Origin of the sequence: Enterobacter sp. T2, from assembly GCF_010692925.1 — a bacterium.
GTDB classification, from domain to species: Bacteria; Pseudomonadota; Gammaproteobacteria; order Enterobacterales; family Enterobacteriaceae; genus Enterobacter; species Enterobacter kobei.
The window spans coordinates 435,495-450,446 of record NZ_CP048736.1; the positions used below are offsets into that span (position 1 = coordinate 435,495).

At 55.7% G+C, this 14,952-nt stretch carries 13 protein-coding genes and 1 pseudogene; 4 read left to right on the forward strand and 10 right to left on the reverse strand.

The features are described 5' to 3' along the window. Window positions 1–19: 19 nt before the first annotated feature. Window positions 20–868 (reverse strand): SDR family oxidoreductase, encoded by an 849-nt coding sequence (locus tag G0034_RS02090; RefSeq protein ID WP_014882252.1) that lies wholly within the window; start codon window positions 866–868, stop codon window positions 20–22. A gap of 84 nt (window positions 869–952) precedes the next feature. Between G0034_RS02090 and G0034_RS02095 the strand changes: the two genes are divergently transcribed. Further along, window positions 953–1,339, forward strand: coding sequence for a winged helix-turn-helix transcriptional regulator (locus tag G0034_RS02095; RefSeq protein WP_023331869.1), 387 nt, complete (start codon window positions 953–955; stop codon window positions 1,337–1,339). Window positions 1,340–1,416: 77 nt separating this feature from the next. On the opposite strand, the gene G0034_RS02100 is transcribed toward G0034_RS02095, so the two are convergent. Beyond that, complete coding sequence (locus G0034_RS02100; RefSeq protein WP_087529975.1) at window positions 1,417–3,366, reverse strand: bifunctional 2',3'-cyclic-nucleotide 2'-phosphodiesterase/3'-nucleotidase; 1,950 nt, start codon at window positions 3,364–3,366, stop codon at window positions 1,417–1,419. A 190-nt stretch (window positions 3,367–3,556) separates the two neighbouring features. Here G0034_RS02100 and cysQ point away from each other — a divergent pair, with 190 nt between their 5' ends. Beyond that, on the forward strand, window positions 3,557–4,297 hold the full coding sequence (gene cysQ / locus G0034_RS02105) for a 3'(2'),5'-bisphosphate nucleotidase CysQ (protein WP_014882255.1): 741 nt from the start codon (window positions 3,557–3,559) through the stop codon (window positions 4,295–4,297). Here the strand turns inward: cysQ and G0034_RS02110 are convergent. Further along, window positions 4,291–4,848 carry a YtfJ family protein gene (locus tag G0034_RS02110; protein WP_014882256.1) on the reverse strand — a complete coding sequence of 186 codons (558 nt, stop codon included), beginning with the start codon at window positions 4,846–4,848 and terminating at the stop codon, window positions 4,291–4,293. The genes cysQ and G0034_RS02110 overlap by 7 nt on opposite strands. A 324-nt stretch (window positions 4,849–5,172) precedes the next feature. Between G0034_RS02110 and G0034_RS02115 the strand changes: the two genes are divergently transcribed. Continuing rightward, window positions 5,173–5,379 (forward strand): DUF1107 domain-containing protein, encoded by a 207-nt coding sequence (locus tag G0034_RS02115; protein WP_003856054.1) that lies wholly within the window; start codon window positions 5,173–5,175, stop codon window positions 5,377–5,379. A gap of 63 nt (window positions 5,380–5,442) precedes the next feature. Here the strand turns inward: G0034_RS02115 and paeA are convergent, their stop codons facing one another. From paeA to G0034_RS02145, 6 genes and pseudogenes are all read right to left on the reverse strand, one after another. Continuing rightward, window positions 5,443–6,780 carry a polyamine export protein PaeA gene (gene paeA, locus G0034_RS02120; RefSeq protein WP_023338945.1) on the reverse strand — a complete coding sequence of 446 codons (1,338 nt, stop codon included), beginning with the start codon at window positions 6,778–6,780 and terminating at the stop codon, window positions 5,443–5,445. 195 nt (window positions 6,781–6,975) lie between these two features. Further along, window positions 6,976–8,522: pseudogene (locus G0034_RS02125) on the reverse strand (MFS transporter). A 79-nt stretch (window positions 8,523–8,601) separates the two neighbouring features. Then, the gene (locus G0034_RS02130; protein ID WP_179120451.1) at window positions 8,602–9,621 is read right to left on the reverse strand and encodes a Gfo/Idh/MocA family protein; all 1,020 of its coding nucleotides are present in this window, start codon (window positions 9,619–9,621) and stop codon (window positions 8,602–8,604) included. Between the two features lie 12 nt (window positions 9,622–9,633). Further along, window positions 9,634–10,701 carry a Gfo/Idh/MocA family protein gene (locus G0034_RS02135; RefSeq protein ID WP_047027137.1) on the reverse strand — a complete coding sequence of 356 codons (1,068 nt, stop codon included), beginning with the start codon at window positions 10,699–10,701 and terminating at the stop codon, window positions 9,634–9,636. Further along, entirely contained in the window at window positions 10,698–11,882 is a 1,185-nt protein-coding gene (locus tag G0034_RS02140; RefSeq protein ID WP_179120452.1) for a Gfo/Idh/MocA family protein, read from the reverse strand. Before G0034_RS02140 ends, G0034_RS02135 begins: the two co-directional genes overlap by 4 nt. 15 nt (window positions 11,883–11,897) lie before the next feature. Then, on the reverse strand, window positions 11,898–13,049 hold the full coding sequence (locus tag G0034_RS02145; RefSeq protein ID WP_179120453.1) for a Gfo/Idh/MocA family protein: 1,152 nt from the start codon (window positions 13,047–13,049) through the stop codon (window positions 11,898–11,900). Between the two features lie 193 nt (window positions 13,050–13,242). On the opposite strand from G0034_RS02145, the gene G0034_RS02150 reads away from it, so the two are divergent. Then, window positions 13,243–14,301, forward strand: coding sequence for a LacI family DNA-binding transcriptional regulator (locus G0034_RS02150; protein ID WP_176260914.1), 1,059 nt, complete (start codon window positions 13,243–13,245; stop codon window positions 14,299–14,301). Here the strand turns inward: G0034_RS02150 and msrA are convergent, their stop codons facing one another. Beyond that, window positions 14,302–14,943, reverse strand: coding sequence for a peptide-methionine (S)-S-oxide reductase MsrA (msrA, locus tag G0034_RS02155; RefSeq protein ID WP_023336688.1), 642 nt, complete (start codon window positions 14,941–14,943; stop codon window positions 14,302–14,304). Window positions 14,944–14,952: the final 9 nt, after the last annotated feature.

A 14,952-nucleotide genomic window follows, 5' to 3' on the forward strand; every position in this document is an offset into this window, starting at 1 on the left:
AATAACCAATCTGTAACAATTACAGAATGGCTTTAATGCTCTCCGCCAGCGGCGTGGTCGGGCGGCCGATCAGTGTGCTCAGGGTATGGCTGTCGTCAAACAGGCCGCCTTTGGATGCACCCACGTCGGAGTCCGCGAGCATATCCGCCAGCCCCGCAGGGAGACCCACCCCCTTCAGCGCGGCGGCAAAATCGGCTTCGCTGAGATTCTGATAGGTCACCGGCTTCCCGCTCTGTTTGCTGAGTTCAGCCGCCAGCTCGCTCAGCGTCCAGCCGTGGTCGCCAGCCAGTTCATATACCTTGCCAGCATGACCCTCTTCAGCGATCACTTTGGCTGCGGCGGCGGCGTAGTCTGCACGGGTGGCAGAGGCAATTTTGCCTTCGCCTGCCGCACCTATAAACACGCCATGCTCAATCGCCGGTGGCGCGCTTGCCAGATAGTTTTCGGTATACCAGCCATTGCGCAGCAGGGCATAAGGAATGCCGGACGCCGCCAGCGCTTTCTCCGTCTCGACGTGTTCAACGTGCAGGCCCAGCGGGGAGCGATCCGCATGCAGCAGGCTGGTGTAGGCGATGAATTTCACGCCAGCGGCTTTGGCGGCGTTAATGACGTTCTGATGTTGGGTTGCACGCTGGCCGACTTCGCTGGAGGAGATCAGCAGCAGCTTATCCACGCCGCTCAGCGCGGCGGTGAAGGCGGCTTCGTTCGTGTAATCCGCCTGACGAACTACAATTCCCTGCTGGCTTAAGGCGTCGGCTTTCGCCGGGTTACGGACAATGGCGACAATCTCGTTTGCCGGAACCGTTTTCAGCAGTTCTTCAATAACGTATTGGCCAAGCTGGCCGGTAGCGCCGGTAATCGCAATCATGATGAATCTCCTTCGTGTTTGTCTGGTGTTATGGCACACTAGCACCATAGCTAACTTTTAGTAAGTACGTACAAAAAGGTAAGTATGAAAACAACGATACCGACACTCAGCGAACAAATGCGCGATGGCAACCTCTTTGCGGAACAGTGTCCTTCCCGGGAGGTGCTCAAACACGTTACCAGCCGCTGGGGCGTGCTGATTCTGCTGGCCCTGCGTCAGGGAACGCATCGCTTCAGCGATCTGCGCCGCAAAATGGGCGGGGTAAGCGAAAAGATGCTGTCCCAGTCGCTTCAGGCGCTGGAGCAGGACGGGTTTGTCGATCGCGTGTCATATCCGGTTGTGCCGCCGCACGTAGAGTATAGCCTGACGCCGATGGGGATTGAGGTCAGTGAGAAAGTAGCTGCGCTGGCGGACTGGATTGAGGTGAATACGCCGAAGGTGATGGCGAATCGGGACGATCGGGCGGCGTGACATGCCGGGTGGCGGCTTCGCCTTACCCGGCCTACCCGATCTCGTAGGTCGGGTAAGCGAAGCGCCACCCGACACAATCACCGCGACTTGCTTAGGTCAACCTGATAAATCGCGAAGCCAATATCATCGGTCGCCACCTTCTTCATCGGATACTGCGCCTTATCCTTAATGAACGCGGCGGCCTTATCGGACGGTGACGTTTCAAAGCGGATATCCAGTTTCGTATCGCTGTGGATCGGTGCCAGGCGCCAGTTGTTATCCACGGCCGGGTGAATTTCGCCCGCCTTCTTCGACTCAGCACTGATCCACGCCGCCAGTACCGAGCGGTTTTCGTCCGGTGAAGCAAAGGCGATGTGGTTATCTCCCGTACCGGCAAACTTACCGCCATAGGCGCGGTAGTTATTGGTTACCACCAGGAAGGTGGCATTCGGATCGATCGCCTTACCGTTGAAGGTCAGGTTTTTGATGCGCTCGGCCTGCGGGTTAATGGCCTGGCACTCGCCGTCATATTTCGCGGGTTGGGTAACGTCAATCTGATAATTCACGCCATCGATCACGTCAAAGTTATAGGTTCGGAAGCTATCCCAGTTAATCAGCGACTGCGGTTTACTGCTCTTCGGATCGATCTGGTTAAACTGTCCGGCAGAGCACTCCAGCCATTCCTTCACTTCTTTACCCGTCGCTTTCACCACCACCAGCGTGTTCGGATAGAGATAGAGATCGGCGGCGTTACGGAACGTCAGCTGGCCTTTCTCAACTTCGACATAGCTTGCCGGGTCGTTCTTACGCCCGCCAACTTTGAATGGCGCAGCGGCAGACAGCACCGGCAGTTTTGCCAGATCCGGATCGCCCTGAACAAAGTGTTCGGCATAGGCCTTCTGCGCCATGTTGACGACCTGAACGGTTGGGTCATCCTGCACCAGCGCCAGGAAGCTATACATATTATCGGCGGATTGGCCGATCGGCTTGCTGACGAATTCGCGGGTGGCGTCGTGATCGTGCTTCAGCACGTCGACCAGTTTTTTATCTTCAGCGGCCAGTGATTTTTTAGCCGCAGCGTCGTAAATCGGACGCGCCTCTGCTTTTGACTGAGTGACCTTCCAGCTGCCGCCGTCGTTATTGAGTACCAGATCCACCACCCCAAGGTGGTCGCCCCACATGCCCGGCATCACCGACGGCACGCCATTGAGCGTCCCTTTCTCGATGTCTGCGCCCTTAATGCTGGCAAAGTCCTTACCCGGGAAGACCGCGTGGGCGTGGCCGAACAGGATCGCATCGACGCCCGGGACTTCACTCAGATAATAAACGGAGTTTTCCGCCATGGCCTGATACGGGTCGGCGGAGAGTCCCGAGTGCGCAACCACCACCACCAGATCGGCCCCTTTTTCGCGCATTTCCGGCACGTATTTGCGCGCAGTTTCGGTAATATCGTTAACGGTCACTTTACCGTCGAGGTTGGCTTTATCCCAGGTCATGATTTGCGGCGGCACGAAGCCGATATAGCCGATTTTAAGCGTCTGTTTTTTACCGTCCTGATCGACAACCTCGGTCTCTTTAATCAGATAGGGGGTAAAGAGCGGCTTCTGCGTCTTAACGTCGATGATGTTGGCGTTAACGTAGGGGAATTTTGCGCCAGCCAGCGCATCGTGCAGGTACTTCAGGCCGTAGTTAAATTCGTGGTTGCCCAGGTTGCCGACGGCATAATCCAGCGTATTCATCGCCTTATAAACGGGATGGATCTCGCCTTTCTTTAGCCCCTTCGCGGCCATGTAATCCCCGAGTGGACTACCCTGAATAAGATCGCCGTTGTCCACCAGCACGCTATTTTTCACTTCACCGCGCGCGGCATCGATCAAACTTGCCGTGCGGACCAGACCGAATTTTTCGGTAGGGGTATCTTTGTAGTAATCGAAGTCCATTATGTTGCTGTGCAGATCGGTCGTTTCCAGAATACGCAGATCTACCGTCGCCGCCTGCACGCTCGCTGCAATCAGCGTCGCCAGAAGCGTTGCACTAAACTTAATCATCAGAGGAGTCCTTTTTTCGATCCATGCCACAAAAGAGTATGTATCTATAGCGTGTTGCTTACAGAAATGTGAATCCTGACAGAAAAAAGCGTACTGAAACCGGAATTGCTTCACAGATAGCGGAATTGTTCACATTACGATATAACTAAAACAATGAGTTAACCTCACTGCGTTAACAAAGAGGTGGAGAATGCTAGATAAAATTTGTCAACTCGCACGGGATGCGGGGGATGCCATCATGCAAGTGTATGACGGTGCAAAACCGATGGAGGTCGTCAGTAAAGCGGACGACTCCCCGGTCACGGCGGCAGATATCGCTGCGCATAAGGTCATTATGAACGGTTTACAGGCGCTGACGCCGGACATCCCCGTTCTGTCTGAAGAAGCGCCGCAGAGCTGGGATGAACGCCAGCACTGGCAGCGCTACTGGCTGGTCGATCCGCTGGACGGTACCAAAGAGTTCATCAAGCGCAACGGGGAGTTCACCGTTAATATCGCCCTGATTGAAAAGGGAAAGGCGGTGCTCGGCGTGGTTTACGCCCCGGTGATGAAGGTGATGTACAGCGCGGCGGAAGGTAAAGCCTGGAAGGAGGAGTGCGGCGTTCGTAAGCAGATCCAGGTGCGCGATGCGCGCCCACCGCTGGTGGTGATTAGCCGCTCGCACAGCGACAGTGAACTGCAGGAGTACCTGCAGCAGCTGGGGGAACACCAGACGACGTCGATTGGTTCATCGCTGAAATTCTGCCTGGTGGCGGAAGGACAGGCGCAGCTTTATCCGCGCTTTGGGCCGACTAACGTCTGGGATACGGCGGCAGGGCACGCGGTTGCTGCGGCCGCCGGGGCGCATGTTCATGACTGGCAGGGCAAGCCACTGGACTATACCCCGCGTGAATCCTTCCTCAACCCCGGCTTCCGCGTCTCGATTTATTGAGCCAACAGCTTGTGCAGCAGGGCGACGACCTGCTGCACCTCTTCCTGAGTCAACGCGCCGTCTTTCACCCACTGGACGCGACCTTCCTTATCCAGCACGATAATCGCGGAACTCTCTTCCTCCAGCTGCCAGGCCTTACGGGTGACTCCGTTGCTGTCGACGATAAATTGCGACCACGGATAGAGCTTCTTATTACTCTCAAGGCTTGAACGCACAAACATCCCGGAGCCGGGAATCGCGTCATCGGTGTTCACAATCGTGGTGGTCTGGTAGCGATCGTGCGGGAATTTTGCGGCCTTGATCGCTTCCACCAGGTTGGCATTTTTCTCTTTTGCAGATGTACGACCGGCAATATGTTGTACAACTCTCACTTTGCCTGCGAGCTGCGCGCTATTCCAGGCTTTATAGCTAAACTTATCATTGTCGAGAATCAATTCTCCCCGGTCAGCAATGCCGACTGGCGGGACACGTTGTCCTTTTTCAATGTTGTGAGCGCAAGCCCACAGGGGCAGCAGCAGACAAGCTGCTGCAAGGATGTTACGTAGGGTCATGGCGTTTCCTTATTGTTTGCAGGTGATCCGACCACTTGGTCTTACGCTTTTAATCATAAGTGCGATCAATGTGGTTTTCCCGCAATCCCAATGCCAGTTTGCGGGTGAACGCACATATCCATGAAAAAACGACGGCTTATACTGCTCTCAGTCACGCTTTGCAAAGATTATTCTGAATAATTGTAATCAAACGGTAAATAAACTTATGCACACTGGGTAACACCGTAGTTCTGGTCTATAGTCATTGGGCATCAAAATTTGCGCTCAGGACAGTCGGGCCGATTGTGGCACCGCAAGAGCGTATGATTCGCAGGAGATACAAGAATGAAAATTTTCCAACGCTACAACCCGCTTCAAGTGGCGAAGTACGTGAAGATCCTGTTCCGTGGACGGTTGTACATCAAGGATGTTGGCGCTTTTGAATTTGATAAGGGCAAGATCCTTATCCCAAAAGTGAAGGACAAACAGCACCTGTCTGTGATGTCCGAAGTCAACCGTCAGGTTATGCGTCTGCAAACTGAGATGGCTTAACCAACGTGCTATGCAGTAGTTAAAAAGACGGCTCCCAATGGGAGCCGTTGATGTATATGGGTCTTACGCCGACACCTTCTCTTCTGCGTCAGGCATCCGCGGCACCAGCACGGTCGGTTTGTTGTCAATGCGCGTCACCAGCAGCTGGTCGATGCGGTAGTTATCAATGTCCACCACCTCAAACTTGTAGCCGGAGAACTTCACCGAATCGGTACGTTTCGGGATTTTGCGCAGCATAAACATCATAAAGCCGCCGATGGTTTCGTAATTACCGGACTGTGGGAACTCGTCGATGTCCAGCACGCGCATGACGTCTTCAATTGGTGTACCGCCATCAATCAGCCACGAGTTATCGTCACGCTGAACAATCTGCTCCTCCAGCCCCTGGCCCACCAGGTCGCCCATCAGCGTGGTCATCACGTCGTTCAGCGTAATGATCCCCACCACCAGCGCGTATTCGTTCATGATGACGGCGAAGTCTTCCCCGGCGGTTTTGAAACTTTCCAGCGCTTCCGAGAGCGTCAGGGTGTCTGGCACGATCAGGGTGTTGCGGATCTGCACGCCGCTGTTGAGCGCCAGGCTCTGGTTTGCCAGCACGCGGTTGAGCAGGTCTTTGGAGTCGACGTAACCGATGATGTGGTCGATATCTTCATTACAGACCAGGAACTTAGAGTGCGGATGCTGTGCCACTTTGTTCTTCAGGCTCTGCTCATCCTCATGCAAATCGAACCAGATAATGCTTTCACGGCCCGTCATGGAAGAGGGCACGGTACGGGATTCCAGTTCGAATACGTTCTCAATGAGCTCGTGTTCCTGCTTACGCAGCACCCCGGCCAGCGCGCCAGCTTCCACCACCGCATAGATGTCGTCAGAGGTGATGTCGTCTTTACGCACCATGGGCAGCTTGAAGATGCGGAAAATCACGTTTGCCAGGCCGTTGAAGAACCATACCAGCGGACGGAACACGAACAGGCAGAAGCGCATCGGGTTGATGATACGCAAAGCCACAGCTTCTGGCGCAATCATACCGATGCGTTTCGGGGTCAGGTCAGCGAAGAGGATGAACATGCCGGTAACCAGCGTGAAGGAGAGAATAAAGCTCAACTGCTCGGCCAGTTCGGCGGACATGTACTGCACAAACAGGCTGTAAAACGCCGGCGAAAACGCTGCATCGCCCACGATACCGCCGAGAATGGCGACCGCGTTCAGACCAATCTGCACCACGGTGAAGAAGGTGCCGGGGTTCTCCTGCATTTTGAGAATGCGGGAGGCGTTGATGTTGCCTTCATCAGCAAGCAGCTTCAGTTTGATTTTACGGGAGGCGGCCAGCGAAATCTCCGATATCGAGAAAAATGCACTGACGGCAATCAGACAAAGTATTACTAAAATACTGTTTAACATAGTTTATCCGGCTTCTCGCCAGATCCTCAGAAGGGGAATTGATACCATTTGTGTGAAAACACGTAGAACGTCAGCCCGTAGCGTTGAGCTGATTATTTCAGCGGGTAGTATAGCGTAAAGAGATGTAAATCTGCCAGAGGTCACATTTTGGCATAAAAACAGACCGGACAGTGGAGTGCTGCCCGGTCTGCGCGGTTATTTCACGGGAGATAAATGGGCGCTTCCCACCGTCTGTCGTGTGGCGTCGCCTCCCCACACCTGGTCATACTCGTATCCGGTTAACTGCTTGATGATCACCCGAGTCCTGGCGTCGCAGTCGCGGTAATCTCCGCCCAGTTTCCGTCGGGCAATCTCCTTGAGGAGCAACTTATGCGTCTCGCGGGTGAGCTTAAACTTGTAGGTAGTGAAGAAACTCACCGCCAGAAGCGCCGCGGTGGCAAAAATCATCAGGCCGATAATGGCCCCCAGCGCGCTTTCCGGTTGTGCGCCACTGCCTTTCACGAAACCGGACTCCTGCAGCACCAGACCAATAATCATGATGGCAATGGCCACGGTACTTTTGCGGGTCAGGACCATCACACCGGCAAAAATCCCTTCGCGGCGCTGCTGCGTCACCATCTCGTCGATATCCGGAATGAAGCTGTAGATATTCCACGGAATGTAGTAGAGACCGGAGCGGGCGGCACCCAGCAAGATAAAGACCGCCGAGAACAGCAGTGTCGGCACCTGCGTTTCGGTAAGGTAGACTGTAAACAGGAATACCAGCACGCAGAAAATACAGCCGTAGGAGAGGCGGAGCGCGGCGGAAGGAGTCACATTCAGCCGGTTCAGCAACAGCATAAACCCGTACGTGCCCGGCACCGAGGCGAAGGCCGCAATGCTCAGCCAGCCAGATACCGCTGCCGCATCCTGGCTCAGGCAATACACGACATAATAGGTAAAGACCGAACCGAATACGTCCATCGCCGTAAACGAAAAGATATAAATAATGATATGCAGCCGGAACGCGCGAATGCGGAATGAAGAAAAGAGATCCAGAACCAGATATTTCAGGTGATTGAGTATCCCGCTGCTGCGCTGGTTATCCACTTTAAAATCGGACTCCTGCTGCACATCTTTGGCTTCCCAGGTGGTGTACCAGGTAATAAATACCGCAATGCAAAATACGCAGGAAAATATCAGCCCGGTAAGGGTATAGGTAAACGGATTATCTTTACCCGTGAACTGCATAATGACGCCAGGGACGGAAACCGCAAGAAACCCCCGAGCTGAGAGCAGATCATGCGCACGCCGGAAAGGCGGCTACGCTCTTCATAGCGGTTTGTCATTTCCGCTGCCAGCGTTTCCCACGGGACCAGCACCATCGCCGACAGCAGTTCAATCGAGAGATAGGTGCCCAGGTAGTACCAGTAGCCCATGTCCGTCAGCCACAGCAGGGCATACAAAAACATGAGCGGTGAGCTGAGTAATAAAAAGAAGCGGCGGCGGCCAAATTTACGTCCGAGCCAGGTATCACCGAAATTATCGGTGACGTATCCCATAATGGGGCTGAGGAGTGCGTCAATAACGCGGGCAATGGCGAATATTGAACCCGCTTCAATCACTGAGAGTCCGCAATAGGTGGTGTAAAAAAAGAGCAGCCAGGTGCCGATAATGGCAAAAGCGCCCCCGCCAAACAGATCGGTTACGCCGTAGCCAAGCGCTACGCCGTAACCAACTCTACGTTCAGTTGGTTTGACCATAATAATATCCAGTGTAGGGTAATGATTAACCTGTGTTTCAGGTCGTTTTTTTATTTACTGCTGGACGACACATTACGTTCTAATTATTGATATCTATCCATTTTTTTAATTGAGATGAGCGATAAAGGGCCTCCACAAGGGTGAGTGATTTCCCGGCAGCATGGATATCGATGTAGTCCGTTTCCGGGTGATGAATGGCATGATAAAAACGGCGGATCGCCTGCTGGTGTCCCAGCCCCCAGTAGCTTTTGACCGAGCCGTCAGGAGAATCATCGGTTGCCAGCTTGCGACGTTCGCCCGGGGTAATGCGCCAGAGCACGTTGTCATTGAGCAGCAGCGAACCCCGTTCGCAATGGATCTCAAGCCAGAGGGGGGAATCCGTGGTATTGCAGTTGCTGGCATAAAACAGGCCACGCGCGCCGTTAGCAAAGTGCAGCGTCGCCATTGCGCTGTCCTCCCCTTCGGTTACGTCCGCCAGCTCACCGCTCTCCACCACGCCTTTCAGGCGCGTGACCCCGCCGGCGAACCACTGCATCAGGTCGAGGGTATGGATCGCCTGGTTGATCAGCAGACTGCCGCCTTCCGTTGCCAGCCGTCCACGCCACGGACTTTCGGTGTAATAGGCGCCCGACCGCGACCACGTCAGCACCGCTTTCATGCCGAGCATCTTCCCCAGCCCGCCCTCGCTTAACTCCTGTCGGATGCGCAGGCTGGTGGGATTGAGCCGGTTCTGATAGCAAACGCCGAGCAGGCCCGGCGCCTGCTCGACGGCCTGGACGATATCGCCGAATTCACTGCTGTTCATCCCCACCGGTTTTTCGCAGAACACATGCTTCCCGGCGGCGAGCGCCGCCAGAATCATACGTTTATGCTCGAAATGCGGCGTACAGATATGGACCACGTCGATGGCATCATCCAGCAGCATTTCCCGGTAATCCTGATAAAAACGGCACTGATAGGCCATCGCCAGCGTCAGTCCTTTAACGCTGTCGATGTCCACCAGCGCGCGCAGCGCGACGTTGGGGATCTGGCGTAATGCATTCACATGGCAGCGGTGAATCGCGCCGGCACCGATAACCGCTGTGTTCAGGATCGTCATCGTTGCCTCCCGTTATGCCGTCGCGTTGGCCAGCATCTGAGCCTTCACGCAAAGCTCCGCCGCCTTGAAGGCGTGCGCCTGCGTCATGGCGTTTTCGGTCCGGTGCAGGCAGTCGAGGATCAGTTCACCAAAGAACGGGAACCCGACCTGCCCGGCGACGGGATAACGGAATTCTCCCTCCTTGTTCACCAGGTAAACCACATCCTGCTCGCCGCGGGTTAAATCGACATATTTGCGGATTTCGATATAGCCTTCGGTGCCGAGCAGGGTCAGACGACCGTCGCCCCACGTTGAAAGCCCGTCCGGCGTAAACCAGTCGCAGCGGAAATAGCCGCTGGCACCGTTTTCCCCTTTCAGCATCGCGTCGCCGAAATCTTCGAAGGCGGGATACTGCGGGTGTTTAACGTTGCGAACCTGGCTTGCCACCACCGAGGCGTCGCTGTTGCCGGTATAAAAAAGGAACTGCTCAATCTGATGGCTCCCGATATCGCAGAGAATGCCGCCGAAGTCGCGACGATCGTAGAACCACTCCGGACGACCGGTCCCTTCCCGATGTGGACCGGTTCCCAGGGTTTGCACGACGCGGCCAATCGCGCCCTGCTGCACCAGTTGTCCGGCAAAGACCGCGCTCTCTACGTGCAGACGCTCGCTGTAATACACCGCGTATTTCTTCCCGGTTTGCGCCACCATTGCTTTGGCATCGGCCAGCTGTTCAAGGGTGGTGAGCGGCGCTTTATCCGTGAAATAGTCCTTACCTGCGGCCATCGCTTTCAGCCCCAGCGCACAGCGCCCGGACGGGATGGCGGCACCCGCCACCAGGCGCACCTCGTCGTCGTTGAGTATCACGTCCAGCGACGCCGCCACGTTGGCCTGCGGATATTGCTGGATGAATTTATCCACTTTCGCCGGGTCGGGGTCGTACACCCATTTCAGCGTGGCGCCGGCTTCAATCAGGCCGTTGCACATGCCGTAAATATGACCGTGGTCGAGTGCGGCAGCGGCAAAAACAAATTCACCTTCCCGGACAACCGGCTGCGGTTTACCTACCGGGGCGTAGTTCATTCCGTCTTTCTTGTTCATGATGACATTCCTCGATCCAGATCTTTTCCCAGGGGGATGGCACCGACTTCGCTGAAGTTGGCCACGCTTGCGGACTTCTCATAAAAACGGGGGGCGAGGGCGTTCGTCCCGCCGGTACGGTAAAACGGGTCATCGCGCTGAATCGGCAGCGGGACGACGGTGCGGGTAATGGCTGATTTATAAATTGCGGTAATCAGTTCGAGGGAACGCTTGCCCTGCAGGCCATCCACTAACGGTGCCGTGCCGTGCTCAATGGCATAAAGCAGGTCGTTAATCTGCCCGTTGTGTAGCGTCCATTCGAGTTTGCGGGTGTCGTGAAAAACCGCGTTGAGTTGCGCTTCTCGCGGCAGATCGTGGCTTTCCTGTGGGAAGCCGTTATCGGCGCTGACGCTGGCAAAGGCCTGCCACGGCGCGGAGATACGCGCTTTATCGCCCTGAATGATGATTTTCTGATCTTCCCCGTGGTGCACCACCGAGGCAGTAAGCTGCGTGAGCGCGCCGTTCGGGTATTTGAAGATCGCGGTGCTAAGGTCTTCCACCTCGGCATTGTCGTGCGCCACGTTGGTCATCATTGCCACGACCTCCGACGGGAAGCCGAGTATCCACTGGATGGCGTCGATATGATGTACCGCGTGGTTAAGCGTGCAGCCACCTCCCTCTTTTTCCCAGGTGCCACGCCACCACAGGTCGTAATAGCAGTGTCCGCGCCACCAGAACGAATCCACCTGCGCATGGCAGATTTTCCCCGCGAGGCCGGAATCCAGCGCTGCTTTTAAGCGCCAGAAAGCATCGGTAAAGCGGTTCTGAGCGATAATGGAGAGCGTCTTACCGCTGGCCTGCTGTGCGGCGATCATCGCGTCGCACTCTTCCAGCGAGGCGGCCATCGGTTTTTCGCACAGCACATGGCACCCCGCGCGCAGGGCATCAATGCTGATCTCCGCGTGAACATAGGGCGGCGTACAGACATCGACGATGTCCACATCGGGCTCTGACGCCAGCATCTGCTGGTGGCTTGCGTACACGCGGGCATCCGTCAGGCCGTAGCGTGCTTTTTTCTCGTGGGCTTTTTCCGGGTAGATATCGACCAGCGCGACGATCCGGCAACGCTGACCAAACTGCAAATAGCCCTGAATATGGTTATGCGAGATATTCCCTGTTCCCACGATAGCGACATTTAACATCGTGTTTCTCCGCTGTTACCAGGTGCCAGAGGCGTCCAGCGTGATGCTGGCGGTCTCTTTAGCCACTGAGGTGCTAATACGCTGCTGAAGCAGGCGCAGATACTGTTTCTCATTGAGCGGCAGGTCGACCCAGTCGTCTGTCCAGGTGGAGAGGTGCATGGCGTTGGAAAGCGTAAGCCCGCGGATCCCTTCCAGACCCGGTGCAATCAGCGGCTCGCCGCGCAAAATGGCGGCAGAGAAATTGGCGGTAATAACGTGATGTTCGCTGCATTCCGGGGCGACGGGGATGGAGACCTCCCAGCATTCGGGTTCACCAAAACCGTTTTGCCAGCGGGCGTTGAAGGCGGTTTCGGATTCACGTAACCGCCAGTAGCGCAGTTTCCCCTCTTCGACGACCACCTTGCCGCGGTCGCCAACGATTTCCAGGCGGTTGGTCCCCGGTGTTTCCGCGACGGTAGTGATAAACACGCCCGTCGCGCCATTGGCGTACTCCGCATAGGCGGTGACCTCGTCTTCCACTTCGATATCGCGATGTTTGCCGAACTGGCAAAACGCGCGCAGACGGACCGGCATTCCGACCAGCCACTGCCAGAGATCGAGCTGATGCGGATCCTGGTTGAGCAAGACGCCGCCACCTTCCCCTTTCCAGGTGGCGCGCCAGCCGCCGGAGTTGTAGTAGCTCTGCGAACGATACCAGTTGGTGATGATCCAGTTGGAGCGGCGGATCTCGCCCAGCTCGCCGCTGTCGATAATGTCTTTTACCTTCTGATAAAGCGGGTTCGGGCGCTGGTTGTACATGATGCCAAACACCACGTCGCACTCCCGGGCGCAGGCGTTCATCTCCTGCACCTGAGCCGTGTATACCCCCGCCGGTTTTTCGCACAGGGTGTGAATGCCGTTGCGCATCGCCAGCATCGACAGGCGCGGATGCTCGTAGTGCGGCGTCGCGACAATCACCGCGTCGATAAGCCCGCTCTGGATCATCTCCTGGGCGTCATTGAACACGGGGAGATTGCCGACCAGCTGGCGAATGGCCGGATGCTTTTCCGGTGCATTATCGCAAACCGCCGTCAGGCACGCGTCGCTGACCGTACCCGCCAGTAAATAGCGCGCGTGGACCGTGCCGATATTACCTATTCCAATAATGCCAAAACGTACCTTCTCCATGTCACACCTTAATTTCTGTTGAAAAGAAGTGATGACCGGAAAATAGGAAAGGCGAGCCGCAGCGACAATGTGTTTTTGTGAGAATACTCGCAAGGTGATTAAGTAATCTCCAGGCTTTCTGAAATTTGGTTTTAAAATCAAAAGGCTGTTTCTGCAAATATTTGCAAAAACTGAATGAGAGCGAGGTCACACTATGCCGGGCAGGTTAAAAATGGAGGAGATTGCGGCCCTGACGGGCTATTCCGTCAGTACGGTATCTCGGGTATTAAGCGGCAAATCGTATACCAGCGATAAAGCCCGGGAGGCGATCGTTCGTACTGCCAGAGAATTAGGCGTACTGGAGTCCATGGCGAGCGGCAGACTGTTAATTAACGGTATCGCTGTTTTTGCGCCAGAAAGAACCTTTCAGGGACGTGGCGATATTTTTTATCTGGAAGTCACAAAAGGGATTACTGAAGCCTGCGCGCGGCACAATGTGTGGGTGAGCTGCTGTGGATTAGAAGAACAGCACGCCGACGTGAAATTATTTATGGAAAAGGCCAGTCAGAAGAATATTAACGCGATAATTATTATTGGGACTGATGATTCCATCATATTTAAACTGGCGAGCACGTTAAATAAGCCCTGCGTGTTAATTAATTCCGTTGACCGGGATCGGGAGCTTGATGCCGTGTCACCCGATCACCGGGCGATTGGGTTTACCGCCATGCAGTATCTTTTTGAGCAGGGACATCGGCGTGTGCTCACGCTCACCTGCCTGCGGCGAGAAACGCTTTACGCGCGTCTGGACGGCATTAAAGAGGCGTACCGCCATTTTCACGTGGGCTTTGATCCCCAGCGTGATTTGCTCGTGACGGAGTGGTTTACCGCCGAAGAGGCTGAGCGGGCTCTGGATGCGTGGCTGATGAGCCATGATAGATCGCAGTGGCCGGAGGTGATTTTCCCGAACAGCACCAGCATGGTGGAAGGGGTGGTCAGGGCGTTAACCCGACACGGGCTGCGCGTTCCGGAAGATATTTCACTGATAACGACCGATTTTGCATGGAACCTGGCGCACCGTCTGGAAAAACCGGTCACGGGCGTGACGGTGCCCTGTCGGGAGCTGGGGATTGAAGCCGTTCACCTGCTGCAAACGCGGCTTAACCGACCGCAGGCGCCGGTCTTTAACCTGCTGTTGCAGGGAAAAGTGATGGATTACGGCTCGGTCTGTAATGCAACGCGCCACGCGGCTCGCGTGGCGCTGGAACGGTGATCAGGCCAGCTGAGGCGGCAGGCAGACGCCGATGCCTCCGATACCGCAGTAGCCGTACGGGTTTTTGTGCAGGTACTGCTGATGATCGTCCTCGGCATAGTAGAACGGTTTCGCGGTGGTGATTTCGGTTGTCACGTCACGCGTATCGCCCGCTTCCCGCATGGCCTGCTGGAAACGCTCAAGGCTGGCGCGGGCGGCAGCATCCTGCTCAGGCGTGAGCGGATAAATGGCCGAGCGGTACTGTGTGCCGTGGTCGTTGCCCTGACGCATACCCTGCGCCGGATCGTGGTTTTCCCAGAAAACCTGCAGAAGCTGCTCGTAGCGAATCACCGCAGGGTCGTACACCACGCGAACCGCTTCCGCATGGCCGGTCTCGCCGGAGCAGACTTCGCGGTAGGTTGGGTTAGGCGTGTAGCCGCCGGTGTAGCCAGCAGCGGTGCTGTACACGCCGGGCAGCTGCCAGAAGAGGCGCTCAACGCCCCAGAAGCAGCCCATGGCGAACAGGGCGATCTCCATTCCATCCGGCACGTTAGTCATCGAATGGCCATTCACGGCGTGTAAGGTCGCCACAGGCATAGGGGTGTTGCGTCCCGGTAATGCATCAGCTTGTGAAACCAGATGCTTTTTGTCGAATAAACTCACGATGGGGCC

Excerpts from the sequence above, each read along its gene's own strand:
- G0034_RS02090 (WP_014882252.1), bottom strand. The coding sequence starts at position 868 with ATGATTGCGATTACCGGCGCTACCGGCCAGCTTGGCCAATACGTTATT.
- G0034_RS02095 (WP_023331869.1), top strand. The coding sequence starts at position 953 with ATGAAAACAACGATACCGACACTCAGCGAACAAATGCGCGATGGCAAC.
- G0034_RS02100 (WP_087529975.1), bottom strand. The coding sequence starts at position 3,366 with ATGATTAAGTTTAGTGCAACGCTTCTGGCGACGCTGATTGCAGCGAGC.
- cysQ (WP_014882255.1), top strand. The coding sequence starts at position 3,557 with ATGCTAGATAAAATTTGTCAACTCGCACGGGATGCGGGGGATGCCATC.
- G0034_RS02110 (WP_014882256.1), bottom strand. The coding sequence starts at position 4,848 with ATGACCCTACGTAACATCCTTGCAGCAGCTTGTCTGCTGCTGCCCCTG.
- G0034_RS02115 (WP_003856054.1), top strand. The coding sequence starts at position 5,173 with ATGAAAATTTTCCAACGCTACAACCCGCTTCAAGTGGCGAAGTACGTG.
- paeA (WP_023338945.1), bottom strand. The coding sequence starts at position 6,780 with ATGTTAAACAGTATTTTAGTAATACTTTGTCTGATTGCCGTCAGTGCA.
- G0034_RS02130 (WP_179120451.1), bottom strand. The coding sequence starts at position 9,621 with ATGACGATCCTGAACACAGCGGTTATCGGTGCCGGCGCGATTCACCGC.
- G0034_RS02135 (WP_047027137.1), bottom strand. The coding sequence starts at position 10,701 with ATGAACAAGAAAGACGGAATGAACTACGCCCCGGTAGGTAAACCGCAG.
- G0034_RS02140 (WP_179120452.1), bottom strand. The coding sequence starts at position 11,882 with ATGTTAAATGTCGCTATCGTGGGAACAGGGAATATCTCGCATAACCAT.
- G0034_RS02145 (WP_179120453.1), bottom strand. The coding sequence starts at position 13,049 with ATGGAGAAGGTACGTTTTGGCATTATTGGAATAGGTAATATCGGCACG.
- G0034_RS02150 (WP_176260914.1), top strand. The coding sequence starts at position 13,243 with ATGCCGGGCAGGTTAAAAATGGAGGAGATTGCGGCCCTGACGGGCTAT.